The sequence below is a fragment of the Pedobacter sp. D749 genome, assembly GCF_019317285.1.
Classification (GTDB): Bacteria; Bacteroidota; Bacteroidia; order Sphingobacteriales; family Sphingobacteriaceae; genus Pedobacter.
This window is the reverse complement of sequence record NZ_CP079218.1, coordinates 3,789,851-3,810,515: the sequence shown is the minus strand read 5'-3', so window position 1 is coordinate 3,810,515 and position 20,665 is coordinate 3,789,851. Positions and strand designations below refer to the sequence as shown.

The following is a 20,665-nucleotide window of genomic DNA, read 5'->3' as shown; positions in this document are numbered from 1 at the left end:
TTGAGGGTGTAAGGTTCCTGGCGATCTTCACAGCTAATGTCGTCATCTCAACCGGAACGCAGTGGAGCGGAGAGATCTACCTCGAGATAGGTTTAGCTTCGCTGAGCACCTCCGTGGTTCTCAATTTCGTTGTACTCCACTCGAAATGACGATCACCAGTCTTATTTCAAAAAATCTTCCCGATGCGGATTAAAAATATCAACCAATAAGCCAGCTTCTAAACAAACTACACCATGAAAAACATTTGATGGGGCAAAGAAAACGTCTCCTTCATTTAAAATTTTCTTATCATCCCCCATGGTCACTTCAAAACTTCCTTTGGCTACATAACTCATTTGAAGATGAGGATGATTGTGAATGGTGCCAATGGCATCTTTTTCAAATTCTACCTTTACAAGCATGAGGTTATTATCGTAAGCCATAATTTTGCGTTTAACACCAGCGCCTAAATCTTCCCAATCGATATCGCTATCCGAAATTAATGCTTTGTTGCTTAAGTCTTTGAAATTCATCTTTTATAATATATTACAAGAACTGTCGTCTTTCCCGCGCAGGCGGGAATCTTAAAGCTATTGCATTAGGATTTCCAATCAAGTTGGGAATGACGAACCGCCTTTGGGTATTTTGCGAAAAACTTTTCGCCCTTTGCGGTTAAAGATTAGACCATTAAACCAAATATTCAAACAAAGTCTGATCCTGGTTCAGCTCAATAATTTCAAATTTAAAATCTTTCATGCGTTGTAATAAACTAGCATAATCGTTTTTGTTAGAAAGTTCGATACCAACCAACGCAGGTCCATTTTCTTTATTCGTTTTTTTGATAAACTCGAAACGGGTAATGTCATCCTGCGGACCCAAAACCTCATTTACAAATAATTTTAAAGCGCCTGGTCTCTGTGGAAAACGTACAATAAAATAATGTTTCAAACCTTCGAAAAGCAAAGATTTCTCTTTAATCTCCTGCATGCGCTCTATATCGTTGTTTCCGCCACTAACAATACAAACTACAGTTTTACCGGCAATCTGATCTCTCAGCTGATCTAATGCGGCAATGGATAGTGCGCCAGCCGGTTCTACCACAATGGCGTCTTCGTTATACAGCTTTAAAATGGTGGTGCAGATTTTGCCCTCAGGGATTAAATGCATCTGATCAAGAAGTTCCTTGCAATATTCGTAAGTAATATGGCCGATCCTTTTTACAGCGGCACCATCCACAAAGCGGTCTATTTCGTCTAAAGTATAAGGACCGCCGTTTTCCATGGCAGTAACCATAGATGGTGCACCCAGCGGCTCAACGCCAACCAGTTTTACATCAGGTTTTACGGTTTTCATGTAGGCACTCACGCCCGAGGCCAAACCGCCACCGCCAACAGGCATCACCAAAATGTCTAAATCAGGAAGGTCTTCATAAATTTCTACACCAACCGTTGCCTGTCCTTCAATTACTTTTTCATCATCGAAAGGTGGAATAAAAGTTGCCGATTTATCGGCACTATAGGCCAATGCTTCTTTTAAACAATCGTCGAAAGTATCGCCAACTAAAATGACTTCTACGCTGTCGCCACCAAACATATAAGTTTGTTTAACTTTTTGTTTCGGGGTGATTTCCGGCATAAAAATAACGCCTTTAATACCGAGTTTTTTGCATGAATAAGCTACGCCCTGTGCATGGTTGCCCGCACTTGCACAAACAACACCGTTAACTAACGATTCTTGAGGCAGTGAACTGATTTTATTGTAGGCACCACGCAATTTATAAGAGCGTACAATCTGCAAATCTTCTCTTTTTAAATAAATGTTGGCGTTGTAGTGAGAAGAAAGGCCGGCATTAAACTCAAGTGGGGTACGTTTTACCACGCCTTTGAGCCTTTCTGATGCAGATTTAAAATCCAGTGTATGTGGTGTTGTAGTATTCATTGTTGTAGTATCAGGTATAGAGAGAATCAAGTATCAAGACCAATATTCTCTTGTGTGTTTTGTAAAGCAGGGTTTGGTACTTTTCGGTTATTGCAGTCCTGCTTTACATTTTATTCCGCTGCGCTTCATGCTCATTTCATCCGATAGCTATCGGATCAGGTTAGGTGGGCTAGGTCTGTATTTCAAACTTAAATCCTCCCCCTGCCCCCTCCAAAGAGGGACACCCCTCAAAGTTTAAGGCAATTCTCAGCTTGCTTTTAGCTTTAGTCTTTAACCTTTTATGCTAAGTGCAAAGCAACCAATTGGTTCAGATCGTAATCGTTAATGCCCTGTTTGCTATCAGCCAAAACTAAAAACTGTTTGTAAACAATATCTAAATGGTCTTTTTCTAATTTATGGCCTAAACGGTCTAAGTGATGTTTTAAAGCATGGCGACCACTTCTTGCCGTTAATACAATGGTAGCATCAGGGAAACCAACATCTTCAGGTTTAATAATTTCGTAGTTCTCGCGGTTTTTCAAGAAACCATCCTGGTGGATACCTGAACTATGCGAAAATGCATTTCCACCAACAATTGCTTTATTTGGTTGTACCGGCATATTCATCTGGTTACGTATCATGTGGCTCATTTCATAGAAACGGGTAGCATCAATTTGTGTGTTTAAGCCTAAAATTTTGTGCGTTTTCAAAATCATCACGACTTCTTCCATGGATGTATTGCCTGCGCGCTCTCCGATGCCGTTGATGGTACATTCTACCTGACGGGCACCATTCTGTAAGCCTGCAATAGAATTGGCTGTAGCCAAGCCCAAATCGTTGTGGCAATGCACAGAGATAATGGCTTTATCGATATTTTTTACGTTTTCTTTTAAATAAAGAATTTTAGAACCGTATTGGTCTGGCAAGCAATAACCATTGGTATCCGGAATATTCACTACTGTTGCACCTGCAGCAATTACTGCTTCAACCATTTTGGCTAAAAATTCAATGTCGGCACGGCCGGCATCCTCTGCGTAGAATTCAACATCCTCCACAAATTTTTTCGAATACCTTACAGCTTCCACGGCGCGTTCTAAAATTTCTTCGCGGGTACTGTTAAATTTATGCTTAATGTGGAAATCAGATGAACCAATTCCGGTGTGGATCCGCGGTCTTTTTGCATAACGCAAAGCATCTGCAGCAACATCAATATCATTTTTATTTGCGCGGGTTAAAGCGCAGATAATTGGATTGCTAACTGCTTTCGATAGTTCAATTACACTGTTAAAATCTCCTGGACTAGATACCGGAAAACCTGCTTCAATTACATCAACTCCTAAAAGCTCAAGTGATTTTGCGATTTCTACTTTTTGGTTTGTATCTAACTGGCAGCCTGGAACCTGCTCTCCGTCACGCAATGTCGTGTCGAAAATATAAACTTTGTTTGGGTCGTGAATCATAATCTTAAGGTTAGGAAGTGATTAATTTTTGTGATAAGAATTTAATAACCAATTTGCCCATTTCGGCTGTGCCCAAAACTTTGAAACGGTTTGTGTTTTGATCGGCAATATCATGGGTTCTGAAACCTTCTTTCAATACCTGATCGATGGTATCAACCAATAATTTGGCTTCTTCCTTAAGTCCGAAACCAATTTCCAACATTAAGGCTGCCGATAGGATAGAGGCCAACGGATTAGCTAAATCTTTACCTGCAATATCATGCGCCGAACCGTGGATCGGCTCAAAGAAACCTGTACTTTCGCCAACAGATGCCGAAGCCAGCATACCCATTGAGCCCGCAATCTGCGAAGCTTCATCGGTTAAAATATCCCCAAATAAATTAGCCGTTAAAACCACGTCGAATTTTTTAGGATTTTTGATTAACTGCATGGCTGCATTGTCGATAAACATGTGCTCAGTTTCTACATCAGGATATTGTTTTGCAATTTCCTGAACGGTTTCGCGCCATAAGCGTGAGCTTTCTAAAACGTTTGCTTTATCCACCGAACACAATCTTTTGTCGCGTTGTTGCGCAGCCTGGTAAGCTTTATGTGCAATCCGTTCTACTTCATAACGGTGATAAATCATAAGGTCAGAAGCCGTATTGCGATCTTCAGATCGTGTTTTTTCTCCGAAATAAACATCTCCTGTCAATTCGCGGAAGAACAAAATATCTGTTCCTCTTAAAATTTCTGGTTTAATGCTCGATGCCTGAAGAAGTTCATCAAATAGTAATATTGGGCGGAGATTGGCAAAGAGACCAAGTTCTTTACGGATTTTTAAAAGGCCTTGTTCAGGTCTAACTTTTAAACTTGGGTCATTATCATATTTGGCGTGACCAATGGCTCCGAAAAGGATTGCATCGCTTTTTCTTGCTTTTTCTAAAGTTTCATCCGGCAAAGGCTCGCCAGTAACTTCAATAGCCGCATGGCCCATTAAAGCTTCGTCAAACGTAAATTCGTGGCCAAAAATTTCAGCAATTTTTTCTAATGCTGTTTTTCCCCAAGTGGTTACTTCGGGTCCGATACCGTCTCCAGGTATTACTAAAATGTTCTTCTTCATTATTGACTCCTCTTTTGCTGCTGCCGTTTTTACCACAGATTTTTACCGATAAATACAGATTTATTTCTGCTAAGCTTCGTGGCTTCACGAATCATTAGATTTTATCTGTGTTCATCCTTTTTATCTGTAGTTAATTTTGCATCAGCTTAATATTTCTGTGTTTAAACTTTCGACGACTTTTACCTCGCCTTTTTCTAACAATATTCTTTTTTCTATGCAGGTTGGCAGCTGCGATTCAAAATGGCCAACATAAATTAAGGTCATCCCGTTGCTGCATAATTCATCAACCAATTGGTTAAAATGTTTCGTTTGCTGTTGGTCTAAACCCTGGCAAGGTTCATCCAGAATTAATAATTCCGGATTTTTTATAATTGTCCGTGCTAACAACACTAACCGCTGTTTACCGAGTGGAAGCGCGGTTAATAATTCATTTTTATTTTCGGTAAGTCCAAAGTATGCAACCAGTTCATCAACCTGTGTGCTTTTGGTATAGGGCAATTGTTGGAACAAACCTACGGTATCATAAAAACCAGAGGCGATACTTTGCCAAACGGTAGCGGTAGGGTCGAAATACCAGTGAAATTCGGGCGAGATTAAACCAATATGTTGTTTAATATCCCAAATACTTTCGCCACTTCCACGCCTGTTGCCAAATAAATAGAGCTCGTTGGCATAAGATTGTGGATGATCACCATTCACTAAACTCAGTAATGTCGATTTTCCTGAACCGTTATGTCCTTGTAAAAGCCATTTTTCTCCGGCCTTAACTTCCCAGTTGATATTTTTTAAAACCTGTTTTTCACCATAGCTAATGTTTACATTAACCATTTTTACAATATCATCAGAATTGTAAACAGGAGATTCTTTTAAGAAATCCGGAATTTCTCTTAAATGGATTTCGGTAGCTGAACTTTCTAAAGCATCTACTTTAACTAATTGGCCATCTCTTATTTCGGCGAAAGAATCAATACAGCCTGGTAGCTCAGTGTCATTACAGATCAAGATCAATTGAACACCTTCTTCGGCAACCCGATCTAATAAAATGTTCAGGTTACTGCGTGAAGCAGCATCCAAGCCTGTGTACGGCTGGTCGATAATCAATAACTGTGGTTTTAACCATAAGGCTTTAACCAATTGCAATTTTTTATGTTCGCCGCTGGATAATTCGATCAGTTGTGAACTGGCAAATGTTGCAAAGCCCAAAGCTTCTAAAATCGGTTCAACCTGATCAAAATGAAGTCCTTTTTCTTTACCATAACCAACCAGTTCGGCATGAACGGTTAAGGTTTCTTTAGCCTGCTGACTGGTATAACGTTGCTGGTAATAAAAATTGGCAACACCTTCTAAATTTTTAAACTGATACCAGCTTTCTACGTAAAGTACTTCTTTTGGAAGGTCACTCAGCGGATCAAAATCAATTTCGATACTTCCTTGAGTTGGAACTAAGCCTGCAATTGCTTTTGCCAATGATGTTTTTCCTGTTCCGCTTTTACCACCAATTACATAACTTTCGCAAACATTCATTTCCCAATACAAATCCTTTAGCACCACTTTGTTATGGTAACTTAAATTTAAGTCCTGTATGTGAACGAATGGTTTAAACATTATCTCGCTTGCTCGAATTCTTTAATTAATTGTTTCTGGTTTAAAATGAAATCGATATCATCATAACCGTTTATCAGGCATGATTTTTTGTAAGGGTTGATCTCAAATGATTCCTGAGCGCCAGTTTCTATAATCGTTACCGTTTGGTTCTCTAAATCAACTTCCAAGGCTGATTTAGGATTGTTGTCAACCGCTTTGAATATCTGTGCCAAGAACTCGTCACTTACCTGAATGGGTAGTAAACCGTTGTTCAATGCATTGCCTTTAAAGATATCTGCAAAGAAACTGCTGATTACCGCATCAAAACCTGCATCCTGAATGGCCCAGGCGGCATGCTCACGACTGCTGCCACAACCAAAGTTTTTTCCGGCAACTAATACCTGACCACTGTAAGTTGGGTTATTCATCACGAAATCAGCTTTCGGCTGGTTATCGTTTTCATAACGCCAATCACGAAACAAGTTCTCGCCGAAACCTTCGCGGGTTGTCGCTTTTAGAAACCTTGCAGGAATAATCTGGTCGGTATCTATGTTCTCTATATTTAAAGGCACTACTGCCGATGTTAATTTTGTGAATTTTTTCATATCAATTAGTATCAAGTAAGGAGTATCAAGTAGCGAGACTTGTATTGCACTTTTTATCTTTATTCTTTAAGCCTTTGCTTAATAGTGTTAGTTTTATGCTCCATGTTTTTACCCTCCACCTTAAGCCTTACAACCCTCTACCATCTCAAAGTGTTCAACTGTTGGAAAAGGATCATAAAAGTGATGTAATAACTTTTTCCAATCCTGGTATTCTGCCGATCCTCTGAAACCTTCGGTATGTGCCTCCATTGTTTTCCAGTTTACCAGCAGGATATATTTATTTTCTACTTCTACACATTTTTGAAGCTGATGCGAAATGTAACCTTCCATCGAAGAAATGATTTTTTGTGCTTCGCTAAAAGCTTTTTCAAAATCAGCCGATAATCCGGCTTTTACATTTAACATGGCAACTTCTAGAACCCCCAACCCCCTTAAAGGGGCTTTTGATTGAGTGCTGGTAGTATTATTATTCATCTTGTTAAAGTCCCCTCTAGGGGATTTAGGGGTTAAGCTTTCTCCAAAAAATCCCTCACATCAGTAATTTTTCCGGTTACTGCTGCTGCTGCTGCGGTAAGCGGGCTAGCCAATAAGGTGCGAGCATTTTGTCCTTGTCTACCTTCAAAGTTTCTGTTTGATGTAGATACACAATATTTGCCTGCCGGGATTTTATCTTCGTTCATTCCTAAACACGCACTGCAACCTGGTTCACGTAACTGGAAACCAGCGGCTTCGAAAATTTTATCCAAACCTTCGTTTTTGGCCTGCTGTTCTACCTGCTTCGATCCTGGAACAATCCAAACGGTAACATTATCGGCTTTGCGTTTATCTTTAACAAAATCGGCAACTTCGCGCAAATCTTCAATGCGGGAGTTGGTACAACTTCCGATAAACACATAATCAACCGGTTTCCCGATCAATGATGAATCATCGTCAAAGCCCATATAATCTAACGCTTTCTGGTACGAAAGTTTTTCTTTTTCTGGTTGTGCGCCAGTTGCCGGAATATGTTCCTGAATGCCCATTCCCATTCCAGGGTTAGTACCATAGGTAATCATTGGGGCAATATCTGCAGCATCGAAAGTTAACACGCTATCGAATTTGGCATCAGCATCGCTATATAATGTTTTCCAATAAGCTAAAGCTTTATCCCATTCTTCGCCGGCAGGAGCAAACTCTCTTCCTTTAATGTAATCGAAAGTGGTTTGGTCTGGTGCAATTAATCCACCACGTGCACCCATTTCGATACTCATATTACAGATGGTCATACGGGCTTCCATACTTAAAGCCTCAATTGCCGACCCAGCATATTCAATAAAATAACCTGTACCGCCCGCTGCAGAGATTTTGGCAATAATGTATAAGATAATGTCTTTTGCACCAACACCTTGTCCAAGTTCGCCGTTTACCTCAATTTTCATGGTTTTAGGTTTCGACAGCAATAAACATTGCGTTGCAAAAACCTGCTCTACCTGCGAAGTACCAATACCAAATGCAATGGCACCAAAAGCACCATGCGTAGAGGTATGGCTATCGCCGCAAACCATCGTTTTACCTGGTAAGGTAATGCCTAACTCCGGGCCGATAACGTGTACAATACCCTGAAAAGGATGGCCTAATCCATAAAGTTCTACACCAAATTCTGCACAGTTTTTAGTCAGCATATCAACCTGATAGCGCGAAAGCTCTTCTTTGATTGGTAATAACTGATTTAAGGTAGGTACATTATGATCGGCAGTTGCTACAGTCTGCTTTGGACGAAAAACAGGTAAACCTCTTTTGCGCAAGCCATCAAATGCCTGCGGAGAGGTCACCTCGTGTATTAAGTGTGTATCAATGTATAAAATATCAGGAAATCCTTCTTCACTTTTTACAACGTGAGCATCCCAAATTTTTTCTACTAATGTTTTTGACATCTTTTTATATAATTATTTAAACCTCTCAGGTTTTTAAAACCTGCGAGGTTTGTAAGTTTACTATGCTGTTTTAATCGCCTTCATTGCAGTCATTGCTTTACGCAACGTTGCACCAATCTGTTCTACTTCGTGTGAACGGATAGCTTCGTTAACATCAATTAATTTTCTGTTGTCAACCGCACCATCTTTACCTTCGTTAAAGTTTTTACCAACTAAATCGGTATCTACTTTTTTCATGAAATCACCTAAAAGTGGTTTACAAGCCTGATCGAACAGATAACAACCGTATTCGGCAGTATCAGAAATTACGCGATTCATTTCGAACAATTTCTTACGAGCAATAGTATTTGCGATAAGTGGTGTTTCGTGTAACGATTCGTAGTAAGCAGATTCTGGTTTGATACCAGCTTGTACCATGGTTTCGAAAGCCAATTCAACTCCAGCGCGAACAAAAGCAACCATTAAAGTATAGTTATCAAAATATTCCTGCTCACCGATTTTAACATCACCAGCAGGTGTTTTTTCAAAAGCAGTTTCGCCTGTTTCAGCTCTCCATTTTAACAAGTTTTTATCACCATTTGCCCAATCTTCCATCATGGTACGGCTAAATTCGCCACTCATAATATCATCCTGGTGTTTTTGGAACAAAGGGCGCATAATGTCTTTCAATTCTTCCGAAATTTCGAAAGCTTTGATTTTAGCAACGTTACTTAATCTGTCCATCATGGCAGTAATACCACCTTGCTTTAAAGCTTCAGTAATTACCTCAACACCGTATTGAACCAATTTAGAGGCATAACCTGCATCGATTCCTTTTTCAACCATTTTATCAAATGATAAGATAGAGCCTGTTTGCAATAAACCACAAAGGATGGTTTGCTCTCCCATTAAATCTGATTTTACCTCAGCTACGAAAGATGATTTTAATACACCAGCTCTGTGACCGCCTGTACCTGCGCAATAGGCTTTTGCCTGTGCTAATCCTTTACCTTGAGGGTCGTTTTCAGGGTGAACAGCAATTAAAGTAGGAACACCAAAACCACGAACATATTCCGCTCTAACCTCACTACCCGGGCATTTAGGTGCAACCATAATTACGGTTAAATCTTTACGGATCTGCATACCTTCTTCAACGATATTGAAACCGTGGGAATATAACAAAGTGGCACCTTCTTTCATTAAAGGCATAATTGCATTTACAACAGCAGTGTGTTGTTTATCTGGAGTAAGGTTAATTACGACATCTGCATTTGGAATCAGTTCTTCATAAGTGCCAACGGTGAAATTATTTTCAGTTGCATTTTTCCACGAATCGCGTTTGCCTTCAATTGCTTCCTTACGTAAAGTGTAGCTTACATCTAAACCACTATCTCTTAAATTTAAACCTTGGTTTAAGCCTTGTGCGCCACAACCAACAATTACCAGTTTTTTTCCTTTTAATGCGCTAACTCCATCTAAAAATTCAGAACTGTCCATGAAATCGCAAACACCTAATTGGTTTAATTTTTCTCTAAGAGGTAATGTGTTAAAATAATTTGCCATTGTTTTTATTATTAATTTCTATTTAATTATCGGGTTATATATTCTTTTTTTCCTTCGGGTTGATTACACAGATGGTTTGATTACACAGATTTTTTATCCATTTTCCATCTGATATCTTCCATTTTACATATACTTTTTCAGCGCCGATGCGTAACCGCAATGCACGTTATCATGACCAATGGTTGTAATCAATACCTCTTCTATGCTGTTCAATTGCACGCCATAAGTTGCAGTTGTAAAAGGAGCGATGCTTGAAAATTTTCCATTTGCATAATCTTCTTTTATTTTTTCAATGCTCTCCAGTGCGATGGCTTTCAATTCTGCTACTTCTTCTTCTGTTACGGTGTAAGCTGGCTTCGTATCTTTTTTATAATACTCGTTAAATTTTACCGAAGCAGCATCTTGTAATACACCTGTACGAACATAACAAAGCGTTTGCGTACTCACTACAATATGGCCAAAGTTCCAGATGATGTTATTGTTATAACCATCGGGAATTTTATTCAATTCTTCGATTGTTAAGGCATCTATTAACTTAATAAATGCCTTACGTGAGTTTATTATGAAATCAAATACTTCGTTCATATTTTTTCTTTAATCTTTGTATTTTCAGCTTCGTTTCGCTCTTCGTTAAAAGTAATCTGGTTAAAGAACGGGTCGTTTACGGTTACTGCCCAGGTTCCATGAAAAGTTTCCTCTAAGCCTGGTCTATTATATTTGTAATTCTTTGCTGTTATTTCTTTATGGAATTCCTTTAAACCTACACAGTCAACATAAACGTGCGCACCAGGGGCACTATCTCCATGGTGTTCGCTTAAATGAAGTTCAAGACCGTTCAATGAAACCTGGATATAAACCGGGGAATTCTTTTCCAAGGGGTATTCCCAGTCTATTTTAAATCCAAGCCAGTTTACATAAAACTCGATTGCTTTATCGTAATCGAATATTCTTAAAATCGGTATGGTTTTATTGCATTTCATATTAAAGTTGTTTTAACCGCAAAGGGCACCAAGGTTTTCTATTGATCATTAAGCATGATGCTTTTTACCTTCCACCTTTCTACCCTCTACCTTTATACTACATCGTGAAAATCTTTTCTCCTTTTTCTAAAAATTCATTTTCTACCAACTCTTCCCCTGGTTCGAAAGCTTCAAATTCTTTAAGTTTTTCGTGGAAACCGGCGCTATCTTTAATAATGGCCACTCTTGCAGATCTCACAAATTCAATTAATTCGTAAGGTTCCAAGGCTTTTACCAAAGCATCAGTTTCTTCACGGTGGCCTGTTACTGCAAAAACAGTATAATCTTTACGGATTACTACTGCACTTGCCCCGTATTGACGTAATAAACGCTCTACAGTTACTTTTTCTGCAATTTCATCTGTCGAAACCTTGTAAAGTGCCAGTTCTTGCCAGATAATTTCGTCGTTGGTATTAAAGTAAACTTTTAATACCTCGATCTGCTTTTCTATTTGGCGGGCCAGCTTTCTCACTACTTCGTAACCTTCCTGGATAACGATATTGAAACGGTGTATTCCTTCAATTTCCGATGCAGAACTATTTAAACTTTCGATATTGATTTTTCTTTTCGAGAAAATAATCGCAATCCTGTTTAATAAACCAATGCGGTTTTCAGCATAAACCGTAATGGTATATTCCTGTTTTCCGTCTAAATCGGCCTTATCTATTTTGTGCTCTATTGTATTTTCAGTACTCATGATAATTTCTTATTTACCTATTCGTCATTTCGACCTTATGGAAAAATCTTTAAATGTTGTTAAAGAAAGATCTCTCCGTTTCGCTACGCTACAGTCGAGATGACGATTACGCTAGCTTTTACCTTTATGCTTATTTCAATCTGATTTCGCTTACACTCATTCCTTGAGGAACCATAGGGAAAACGTTGTTTTCTCTACCAACCATTACTTCTAATAGGTAAGAGCCATCATGGTTGATCATGGTTTCTAATGCCTGTCTTAAGTTTGTACGTTCATCAACTTTGCTTGCTTCGATATAATACGATTTTGCTAAAGCAACAAAGTCAGGGCTGGTGATATTAACAAAAGAATAACGTTTATCATGAAATAATTGTTGCCATTGGCGAACCATACCCAAAAAGCGGTTGTTCAGAATCAGAATTTTTATGGCTGCACCAAACTGCATAATGGTACCAAGTTCCTGAGGTGTCATCTGGAAACCACCATCACCAATAATGGCAATAACAGTTTTGTCAGGAGCCCCATATTTAGCGCCAATTGCTGCCGGTAAACCAAAACCCATTGTTCCTAAGCCACCAGAAGTAATGTTGCTGCGTGTATTGTTGAATTTAGCATAGCGACAAGCTACCATTTGGTGCTGACCAACATCGGTAACGATAACAGCATCGCCACCGCAAATTTCGTTTATGTTGCGCAATACTTCGCCCATGGTCATTTCATCACTTGTTGGATAAAGCTCTGGAGTAATGACTTGGTCTATTTCCTGTTGATTATAATCTCTAAACTTCGCCAACCAATCTTCGTGTTTATTTTCGTTAACCAGATTGGTTAATAGTGGCAAAGTTTCTTTACAATCCCCCCAAACACCAACTTCAGCTTTAACATTTTTATCGATTTCAGCAGGGTCGATATCCAAATGGACTACTTTGGCTTGTTTGGCATATTTATCTAAACGGCCAGTTACGCGGTCGTCGAAACGCATACCAATTGCAATTAGCACATCACATTCGTTCGTTAACACGTTTGGTCCGTAATTGCCGTGCATGCCCAACATACCTACGTTTAGGGGGTGTGAAGTTGGGATAGCACCTTCGCCCATAATGGTCCATGCAGCAGGAATTCCTGATTTATTGATAAAAGCTTTGAATTCTTCTTCAGCTTTACCCAAAATAACACCTTGTCCAAAAAGGATGAAAGGTTTTTTTGCGGAGTTAATTAATTCGGCTGCTTGTTCGATATATTCAACCCTAACTTTTGGTTTCGGGCGGTAACTGCGGATGTGATTGCATTTTACATATTCAGGAAATTCTTCCAATTGTAACTGCGCATTTTTGGTAATGTCGATTAAAACAGGACCAGGTCTGCCACTTTTAGCAATGTAAAAAGCTTTGGCTAACACTTCCTGAATTTCTTTTGCATCGGTAACCTGATAGTTCCATTTGGTAACCGGAGTGGTAATATTGATCACATCCGTTTCCTGGAAAGCATCCGTTCCCAATAGATGAGCGAAAACCTGCCCGGTAATACAAACCAATGGGGTACTGTCTATTTGCGCATCTGCTAAACCAGTAACCAGGTTGGTTGCGCCCGGTCCGCTGGTTGCGAAACAAACCCCAACCTTGCCACTTGCTCTGGCAAAACCCTGAGCTGCATGGATACCGCCTTGCTCATGGCGGACTAAGATATGTTCTAATTTATCGGCATAATCATAAAGAGCATCATAAATAGGCATGATAGCTCCTCCAGGATAACCGAAAATGGTGGTAACACCTTCTTCAATTAATCCATTCAACAAAACTTGCGAGCCTGTTCCTTTGAATAAGGTTTTTGAGGTTTCTGCTTTTGCCTCGGTTTGTTGTATTGTATCTTGTGCAGTTTCCATAGTTATGTTTTTGCGGTTCTACTATTCTTTAATTTTAAACCCAATTCTTTGTCTGTCGTTCCATTTTAATTGAGCAATTTTCTCGTCTATTAAATTTTCCATTGCATCATAAAGCTCGTTGAGCTGAACATCATGTTCACCAATCCGTTCTTTAATTTCTGTTAGCTGTTCATTAAGGTTACTTTGTTTCAGTAAAATTTTCCGAACATCAACAAAGGCTCTCATAATGGCAATGTTCATGTTTATGGCTTTATCGCTGTTTACAACACCACTTAACATGGCGATACCTTGCTCTGTAAAGGCATAAGGCAATTTTCGGGTACCTCCCCAACTTGAAGTCACAATTTGTGACTTCAAGTTGGGGCTGCCTGTCATCACAATTTGTGATGATGTACCTTGATTACTTGCGTCAATCTGAAGTCTTATCTCCCCAAACTCAGCAGAAGTTAACTGAAACATAAAATCTTCAGGAAAACGCTTTATATTTCGTTTTACTGCTTGGTTTAATACTCTAGTTTCGACTTCGTAAAGTGATGCCAAATCAAAATCGAGCATTACTCTTTCTCCCCGGATCTCATAAATCCTATTCTGAATACTTTTAATTATTTGCATAATCTGTTTTTTTAGTAATCAACTAATCCAGGGATGATTTTTGATTTTAATATTCGTCAGTTACGCAACCACTTGCTGCGTCTGAAACTGTTTTAGCATATTTATATAAAATACCTTTTGTTACTTTTAATGCTGGCTGAACGTAGTTTTTTCTGCGCTCGGCAATTACTTCTTCGCTCACCTGTAAACTGATGATGTTGTTTACGGCATCAATTAAGATTCGATCTTCATCTTCAACCAAACCGATTAAACCACCTTTGTAAGATTCAGGTGTAATGTGACCAACCACAAAACCGTGTGTGCCACCGGAGAAGCGACCATCGGTAATTAGAGCAACCGATTTACCTAAACCTGCACCAATAATAGCTGAAGTTGGTTTTAACATCTCTGGCATACCAGGTGCACCTACCGGACCTGAGTTCTTAATTACGATAACATCGCCAGGTTGAACACGGCCACTCGAAATTCCGGCGATCAAATCATGCTCACCATCAAATACACGTGCAGGGCCTTCAAATTTTTCGCCTTCTTTTCCACTGATTTTGGCTACTGAACCCTTTTCGGCAAGGTTTCCGTAGAGAATCTGTAAGTGACCTGTTGCTTTTATAGGTTCGCTTAATTTTTGAACAATTTTCTGATCATAATCCATAATCGATTTCACATCAGCTAAATTCTCAGCCATCGTTTTTCCGGTTACGGTTAAGCAATCGCCATGCAACAAGCCTTCATTTAATAAATATTTTAGTACAGCAGGGATACCACCATATTGGTGTAAATCCTGCATTAAATATTTTCCGCTAGGTTTAAAATCGGCAAGTACCGGAGTTACATCACTCATTTTCTGAAAATCATCTTGCGTAATTTCTATGCCAATGGCTTTACCCATAGCGATAAAGTGCAAAACAGCATTGGTACTACCACCTAATATAATGATGGAACGGATTGCATTTTCGAATGCTTTTCGCGTCATGATATCTGATGGTTTAATATCTTTCTCCAGTAAAATCTTAATGTATTTACCGGCATCTAAACATTCTTGTTTTTTCTCCGGGCTTATGGCTGGATTTGAAGATGAATAAGGTAAACTCATACCCAAGGCTTCAATTGCTGATGCCATGGTGTTTGCGGTATACATACCACCACATGCCCCGGCACCAGGACAAGTGTGTTTAATAATGCCCTGATAATCTTCTTCTGAAAGGTTACCACAGATTTTTTGGCCTAATGCCTCGAATGCCGAAACAATATTCAATTCTTCTCCTTTATAATGGCCTGGAGCAATTGTACCACCATAAACCATAATCGAAGGACGGTCTAAACGTGCCATGGCCATGATGGCGCCCGGCATATTTTTATCACAGCCAGGGATGGAGATAATGCCATCATAATATTGTCCGCCGCAAATGGTTTCGATACTATCAGCAATTACGTCACGGCTAACCAATGAGTAACGCATACCATCTGTACCGTTGCTCATCCCATCACTTACCCCAATAGTGTTAAAAACCAAGCCGACTAAATCATTTTTCCAGACCCCAACTTTGACGTCTTTTGCAAGGTCGTTTAAGTGCATGTTGCAGGTGTTACCATCGTAGCCCATACTTGCAATACCGACCTGTGCTTTAGCCATATCAGCATCGGTTAAACCGATTCCGTAAAGCATTGCCTGTGCAGCCGGTTGTGTTGGATCTTGTGTAAATGTTTTACTGTACTTGTTTAATTCGCTCATTGTTTAAAATGTATATTCTGGTTCTGTTAGTTATAATATTTTTGAGGCAAAAAAAAACCGCCTCTTTTTGGGGGCGGTTTCGATAGGGTATATTTTATATTATACGCAACGATTTCCACCTCTCTTTTGAGAAATGACAATAATTAGGTTGCTAATAATGTTTGTGCTTAAATTCATGATTAACAAACATACTAACTTATTATAAATGCAAAGAACTATTTTAACGTATCTCTCTATTTTTTTACTCCAATTACAATTCCTGTAGCCCAAACCTGCTTGGTTAAATGCAAATCATCACGCGATTCTAAATCTTTAACCAATTTAATCGCTTTATCATGATGACCTTCAGGCCAATTTTGTTGAGGTAACATATCATCGATTATATAAAAACCACCTTTGTTGAGCATGGCAATTGCTTCGTCTAAAAGCAAATATTTTCCATGCCAAGTATCAGCAAATATGTAATCGAATTTTTTGTTTTTATTCTTTTCAATCCACTCAGCTCCGTCAGTTTCAACCAATGTTAAGCGTTCATCTCCGCTAAGAAAATCTTTCGTAATCGCTAAAAATTTAGCATCATTATCGATCGAAGTCAAAGTACTGTGTTCATCCAGGCCATCCAATATCCACGAGGTCGATAAACCAGTTCCGGTACCAAGCTCCAGAAATTTGCCTGAAGGTTTTGTTGCAGCAAGTGTTTTAAGCAAAGAGCAGGTCAATACGTCTGATGCCATATCAAAACCCAATGCCTTGGTAGCCGAATTTATCTGCTGGTAGGTTTTTGGATAATTTTGATTGATTTCTTCAGTCATTTCTTTAATTGCTCGTTGTTATTTCAATTTCTTTTAGCTTATAGTTCATGGTTTTTTGGTTAATAGCATGTATGCTAATCTGCTATGAGCCATTTTACTATAGACTATCAACCCATTTTAAATGATTACTTCATAATTCACTTTTTCCAGTACCAGATTTTTATAGGCACGCTGTATGGTATAACCAATAGATTCCCGCCATAATGGACGATAAACAATATCATCAATAGAGGCAATGCCAGCTATCTCCGTTGCTGTTCCACATAAGAAAGCACTGTCTGCATTTTTAAGATCTTCTATGGTTAGTTTTTTCTCGGTACATTCTATATCCAAAACATTACATAGTTCCTTTACAGTTGCACGTGTAATGCCTGGTAAAATGTTCCCTACAGATGGGGTATATAATTTTCCATCTTTTTCCAGAAAGATATTTGCTCCGGAGGCTTCTGCAACAAAGCCATGCATATCTAAAAGTAAAGCTTCATCGTAACCTTTAATGTTTGCTGCTGTAGTTGCCAAAATAGAATTGACATAGTTTCCACTCAATTTCGCTTCCATTGGAGTCGATTTCGGGTTTGGCCTTTCGTAATCAGAAACGGTTAATTTTAACAATTTGTTACCTGAATAAGCATCCCATTCCCATGCACATATTAAGATCGAGACTCCGCTTGGCTCGTTTAATTTCATGTTTGGGTGGCAAAATACCAAGGGGCGGATATAAGCATCCTTCAGTTTGTTTAACTGAAGTAATTTATAGGTTGCAGCAATTAATTCCTGTTTATCCCATGGGAAAGGAATGTTTGCCAACTGGCAAGAACGCTCTAAGCGGTCGAAATGGGCAGCAGCTTTGAAAATGCGGTTACCGTTATGCGTTTTATAGGCTCTAATACCCTCGAAAGCAGCATAGCCGTAGTGTAGCGACTGTCCGTAAAGGTCAGTGCTGCTATTTACAGCCTTTTCAAACTGTCCGTCAAGGTAAATAATCGTATTAGAATTATAGTATTTCATCTGTTTATTCTTATTGTTCTTTTAACCATCAGATGGAGCTTGCCATGATAAATAAGCATTTCCATTTTGACTATTTGCGTGAACGGTTGATAATACTCTGTTTTGTTATTTAAAAAAAGCGTCCCGTTTGTATCGGGACGCTTTAGGTATATTTAGTTTTTTTAAATCTATTTAAAAGCTGCCCATTTTCTTACTCCATAAAATGTTTAGGAGTAGGAGGTTAAGTAAAATGACAAGTAACAACGCTACATTACTAGCTGCTTTTGCAGTAGTAGAGGTAGAAAATATGTTGTGCTGAATTACCATTATTATCTCATTGTTTATAAAAACCAATTTAGTTTTTGGTTCATTAATATGCAAGAGAAATCAGAAAAAAGTTAAATAGGAATATTATTCTGTGTTATTGTTAAAAATCAGAATAATATTTTTAACGAGGATTGAATTAGTTATTTAATGCCGATAGCTGTAGACCATATATCAAAACGGTATACGGTCTGTTTGTTATGCTTGCATTATAAATATTCTGTTTTTCTGCCTAAAATGCCCAGACATGCGCTAAAAATTGAAAATTTGAGCAGGTTTTTTGTGAGAAAATGTAAAGAAAAATTAGTGTTTAACATAGACCCTGAAATAAATTACTTTCGGTGAGCTCGCTTAAGGCTCGGTTTACTTCGTGGCTTTCCGCTTCGCTACAGTTCAGGGTGACGGATCGATTTTAAACAATCTCTAAATATTTTTTAAACTTTAATTCTGGTTATGATTGGTTTGAAATACTAAGTTAAACAAAAAGCCTCCTGATTTAAAATCAGAAGGCTTTCTAAATGAGTTAATTATTTTGCTTAAGCGATACCTTCAGCTAAAACAACAATTTTGTTGTGGATGGCCTCAACAACGCCGCCTTTAATAAAAAAGCGTTGCTCATCAGCTTTATTTGCTTTTATAATAACTTCTCCATCTTCTAAAGTAGATATAATGGCGGCATGGTCTTTTAAAATCTGAAAAGAACCTAAAGTACCAGGAACCGTAACTGCTGTTACTTCACCTTCGAAAACTTTTTTATCTGGAGTTAATATTTCTAAATTCATTCTTTTTAGATTGGAGTATCTGGTACTTAGTATCAAGTATCAAGATTGTATTTCAGTCTTGATACTTAATACTCAAATCTCGATACTAGTTCGCTTCTGCTAATAATTTTTTACCTTTTTCGATTGCATCTTCAATGCTACCAACCAAGTTAAATGCAGCTTCAGGGTACTCATCAACTTCACCATCCATGATCATGTTAAATCCTTTGATGGTATCTTTAATGTCAACCAATACGCCTTTTAAGCCTGTAAATTGCTCAGCTACGTGGAAAGGTTGAGATAAGAAACGCTGAACACGACGTGCTCTTGATACGACTAATTTATCTTCTTCAGATAATTCGTCCATACCTAAGATCGCGATGATATCTTGTAATTCTTTGTAACGTTGTAAAGTTTCTTTAACACGTTGTGCAGTGTTATAGTGCTCATCACCTAAAACAGCTGGAGAAAGGATACGTGAAGTAGAATCCAATGGATCTACTGCAGGGTAAATACCTAACTCGGCAATTTTACGCGAAAGTACTGTAGTTGCATCTAAGTGGGCAAAAGTTGTTGCGGGAGCCGGGTCAGTTAAATCATCCGCAGGTACATATACCGCTTGTACTGATGTAATTGATCCACGTTTTGTTGAAGTAATACGTTCCTGCATTAAACCCATTTCAGTTGCCAATGTTGGTTGGTAACCTACAGCTGATGGCATACGACCTAGTAGAGCCGATACCTCTGAACCTGCCTGTGTAAAACGGAAGATATTATCAACGAAGAAAAGGATATCTTTTCCAGCGCCTTCGCCATCACCATCACGGAAATATTCTGCAACAGTTAATCCTGATAATGCTACACGCGCACGTGCACCAGGAGGCTCGTTCATTTGTCCGAAAACCAATGTTGCTTTAGATTCTTTTAATTTTTCAGTATCAACAGCTTTCAAATCCCATCCACCTTTTTCCATTGAGTGTAAGAATTCGTCACCATAGTTGATTACACCTGATTCGATAAACTCACGAAGTAAATCGTTACCCTCACGAGTACGCTCACCAACACCTGCGAATACTGATAAACCAGCATAAGCTTTCGCGATGTTGTTAACCAACTCCATAATCAATACTGTTTTACCTACACCAGCACCACCGAACAAACCGATTTTACCGCCTTTAGCATAAGGCTCTAATAAATCGATTACTTTGATACCTGTAAAAAGTACTTCAGTTTCAGTAGATAAATCTTCGAACTTAGGAGGAGTAGCGTGGATAGGACGACCATCAGTTTTATCAACAGCTGTAATACCGTCAATCGCTTCACCAACTACATTAAATAAACGACCTTTAATTTGATCGCCTACTGGCATCTTAATTGCTGAACCAGTATCAAGAACCTTCATTCCACGAACTAAACCATCTGTAGAGTCCATTGAAATTGCACGTACACGGTCTTCACCTAAGTGCTGTTGAACTTCTAAAACAATTTTTTGTCCATTTTCTTTCGTTATCTCTAACGCATCAAAAATTTTAGGTAGATGGGCATCATCAGCAAAGCTAACGTCAACCACTGGGCCGATAATTTGTGCTATTTTTCCTAAGTTAGGCATATCTGTTGTGAGTAAATTTATTACAGTCAATGAATTAAAGCTGTTTATAGGGGCTCCAATTCGGTTGGCAAAGTTAAGTTATTCTTGCTGAATTTTAAATATATATTATAAAATTTTTTAAGATGACTTTA

General features: G+C 38.7%; 19 protein-coding genes. All 19 read right to left on the bottom strand.

The genetic code is table 11. The annotated features are described in order from the left end of the window. Window positions 1-161: 161 nt before the first annotated feature. A complete protein-coding gene (locus tag KYH19_RS15290) occupies window positions 162-512 on the bottom strand; it encodes a cupin domain-containing protein (RefSeq protein WP_219075743.1) in 351 nt (116 codons plus the stop codon). A 154-nt stretch (window positions 513-666) separates the two neighbouring features. Further along, window positions 667-1,917 (bottom strand): threonine ammonia-lyase IlvA, encoded by a 1,251-nt coding sequence (gene ilvA, locus KYH19_RS15285; RefSeq protein WP_219075742.1) that lies wholly within the window; start codon window positions 1,915-1,917, stop codon window positions 667-669. Window positions 1,918-2,195: 278 nt separating this feature from the next. After that, a complete protein-coding gene (locus KYH19_RS15280) occupies window positions 2,196-3,356 on the bottom strand; it encodes a 2-isopropylmalate synthase (protein ID WP_219075741.1) in 1,161 nt (386 codons plus the stop codon). Window positions 3,357-3,366: 10 nt separating this feature from the next. Next, the gene (gene leuB / locus KYH19_RS15275) at window positions 3,367-4,458 is read right to left on the bottom strand and encodes a 3-isopropylmalate dehydrogenase (RefSeq protein ID WP_219075740.1); all 1,092 of its coding nucleotides are present in this window, start codon (window positions 4,456-4,458) and stop codon (window positions 3,367-3,369) included. 141 nt (window positions 4,459-4,599) lie between these two features. Beyond that, window positions 4,600-6,063 carry an ATP-binding cassette domain-containing protein gene (locus KYH19_RS15270; protein WP_219075739.1) on the bottom strand — a complete coding sequence of 488 codons (1,464 nt, stop codon included), beginning with the start codon at window positions 6,061-6,063 and terminating at the stop codon, window positions 4,600-4,602. Further along, complete coding sequence (gene leuD, locus KYH19_RS15265; protein ID WP_219075738.1) at window positions 6,063-6,647, bottom strand: 3-isopropylmalate dehydratase small subunit; 585 nt, start codon at window positions 6,645-6,647, stop codon at window positions 6,063-6,065. Before leuD ends, KYH19_RS15270 begins: the two co-directional genes overlap by 1 nt. Before the next feature lie 120 nt (window positions 6,648-6,767). Then, window positions 6,768-7,121 (bottom strand): antibiotic biosynthesis monooxygenase, encoded by a 354-nt coding sequence (locus KYH19_RS15260; protein WP_219075737.1) that lies wholly within the window; start codon window positions 7,119-7,121, stop codon window positions 6,768-6,770. A gap of 32 nt (window positions 7,122-7,153) precedes the next feature. Beyond that, window positions 7,154-8,560, bottom strand: coding sequence for a 3-isopropylmalate dehydratase large subunit (leuC, locus tag KYH19_RS15255; RefSeq protein WP_219075736.1), 1,407 nt, complete (start codon window positions 8,558-8,560; stop codon window positions 7,154-7,156). A 60-nt stretch (window positions 8,561-8,620) separates the two neighbouring features. Further along, on the bottom strand, window positions 8,621-10,102 hold the full coding sequence (gene ilvC, locus KYH19_RS15250) for a ketol-acid reductoisomerase (protein ID WP_219075735.1): 1,482 nt from the start codon (window positions 10,100-10,102) through the stop codon (window positions 8,621-8,623). Window positions 10,103-10,225: 123 nt separating this feature from the next. Next, entirely contained in the window at window positions 10,226-10,687 is a 462-nt protein-coding gene (locus KYH19_RS15245) for a DinB family protein (RefSeq protein WP_219075734.1), read from the bottom strand. Next, a complete protein-coding gene (locus KYH19_RS15240; RefSeq protein WP_219075733.1) occupies window positions 10,684-11,082 on the bottom strand; it encodes a glyoxalase superfamily protein in 399 nt (132 codons plus the stop codon). The genes KYH19_RS15245 and KYH19_RS15240 overlap by 4 nt, the downstream gene beginning before the upstream one ends. A 97-nt stretch (window positions 11,083-11,179) precedes the next feature. Further along, a complete protein-coding gene (gene ilvN, locus KYH19_RS15235) occupies window positions 11,180-11,818 on the bottom strand; it encodes an acetolactate synthase small subunit (protein ID WP_121283696.1) in 639 nt (212 codons plus the stop codon). A gap of 130 nt (window positions 11,819-11,948) precedes the next feature. Next, window positions 11,949-13,700 (bottom strand): biosynthetic-type acetolactate synthase large subunit, encoded by a 1,752-nt coding sequence (ilvB, locus tag KYH19_RS15230; protein WP_219075732.1) that lies wholly within the window; start codon window positions 13,698-13,700, stop codon window positions 11,949-11,951. Between the two features lie 21 nt (window positions 13,701-13,721). After that, a complete protein-coding gene (locus KYH19_RS15225) occupies window positions 13,722-14,312 on the bottom strand; it encodes an ORF6N domain-containing protein (protein ID WP_219075731.1) in 591 nt (196 codons plus the stop codon). Between the two features lie 46 nt (window positions 14,313-14,358). Beyond that, the gene (gene ilvD, locus KYH19_RS15220; protein WP_219075730.1) at window positions 14,359-16,041 is read right to left on the bottom strand and encodes a dihydroxy-acid dehydratase; all 1,683 of its coding nucleotides are present in this window, start codon (window positions 16,039-16,041) and stop codon (window positions 14,359-14,361) included. Window positions 16,042-16,274: 233 nt separating this feature from the next. Further along, window positions 16,275-16,853: an O-methyltransferase gene (locus tag KYH19_RS15215; protein WP_219075729.1), complete on the bottom strand. Its 579-nt coding sequence runs from the start codon at window positions 16,851-16,853 to the stop codon at window positions 16,275-16,277. A 117-nt stretch (window positions 16,854-16,970) separates the two neighbouring features. After that, window positions 16,971-17,861 carry a branched-chain-amino-acid transaminase gene (gene ilvE / locus KYH19_RS15210; protein WP_132403745.1) on the bottom strand — a complete coding sequence of 297 codons (891 nt, stop codon included), beginning with the start codon at window positions 17,859-17,861 and terminating at the stop codon, window positions 16,971-16,973. Window positions 17,862-18,700: 839 nt separating this feature from the next. Further along, window positions 18,701-18,946, bottom strand: a complete 246-nt coding sequence (gene atpC / locus KYH19_RS15205; protein ID WP_025145830.1) for an ATP synthase F1 subunit epsilon — start codon at window positions 18,944-18,946, stop codon at window positions 18,701-18,703. Window positions 18,947-19,031: 85 nt separating this feature from the next. Then, complete coding sequence (atpD, locus tag KYH19_RS15200; RefSeq protein ID WP_116251722.1) at window positions 19,032-20,534, bottom strand: F0F1 ATP synthase subunit beta; 1,503 nt, start codon at window positions 20,532-20,534, stop codon at window positions 19,032-19,034. Window positions 20,535-20,665 lie beyond the last annotated feature (131 nt).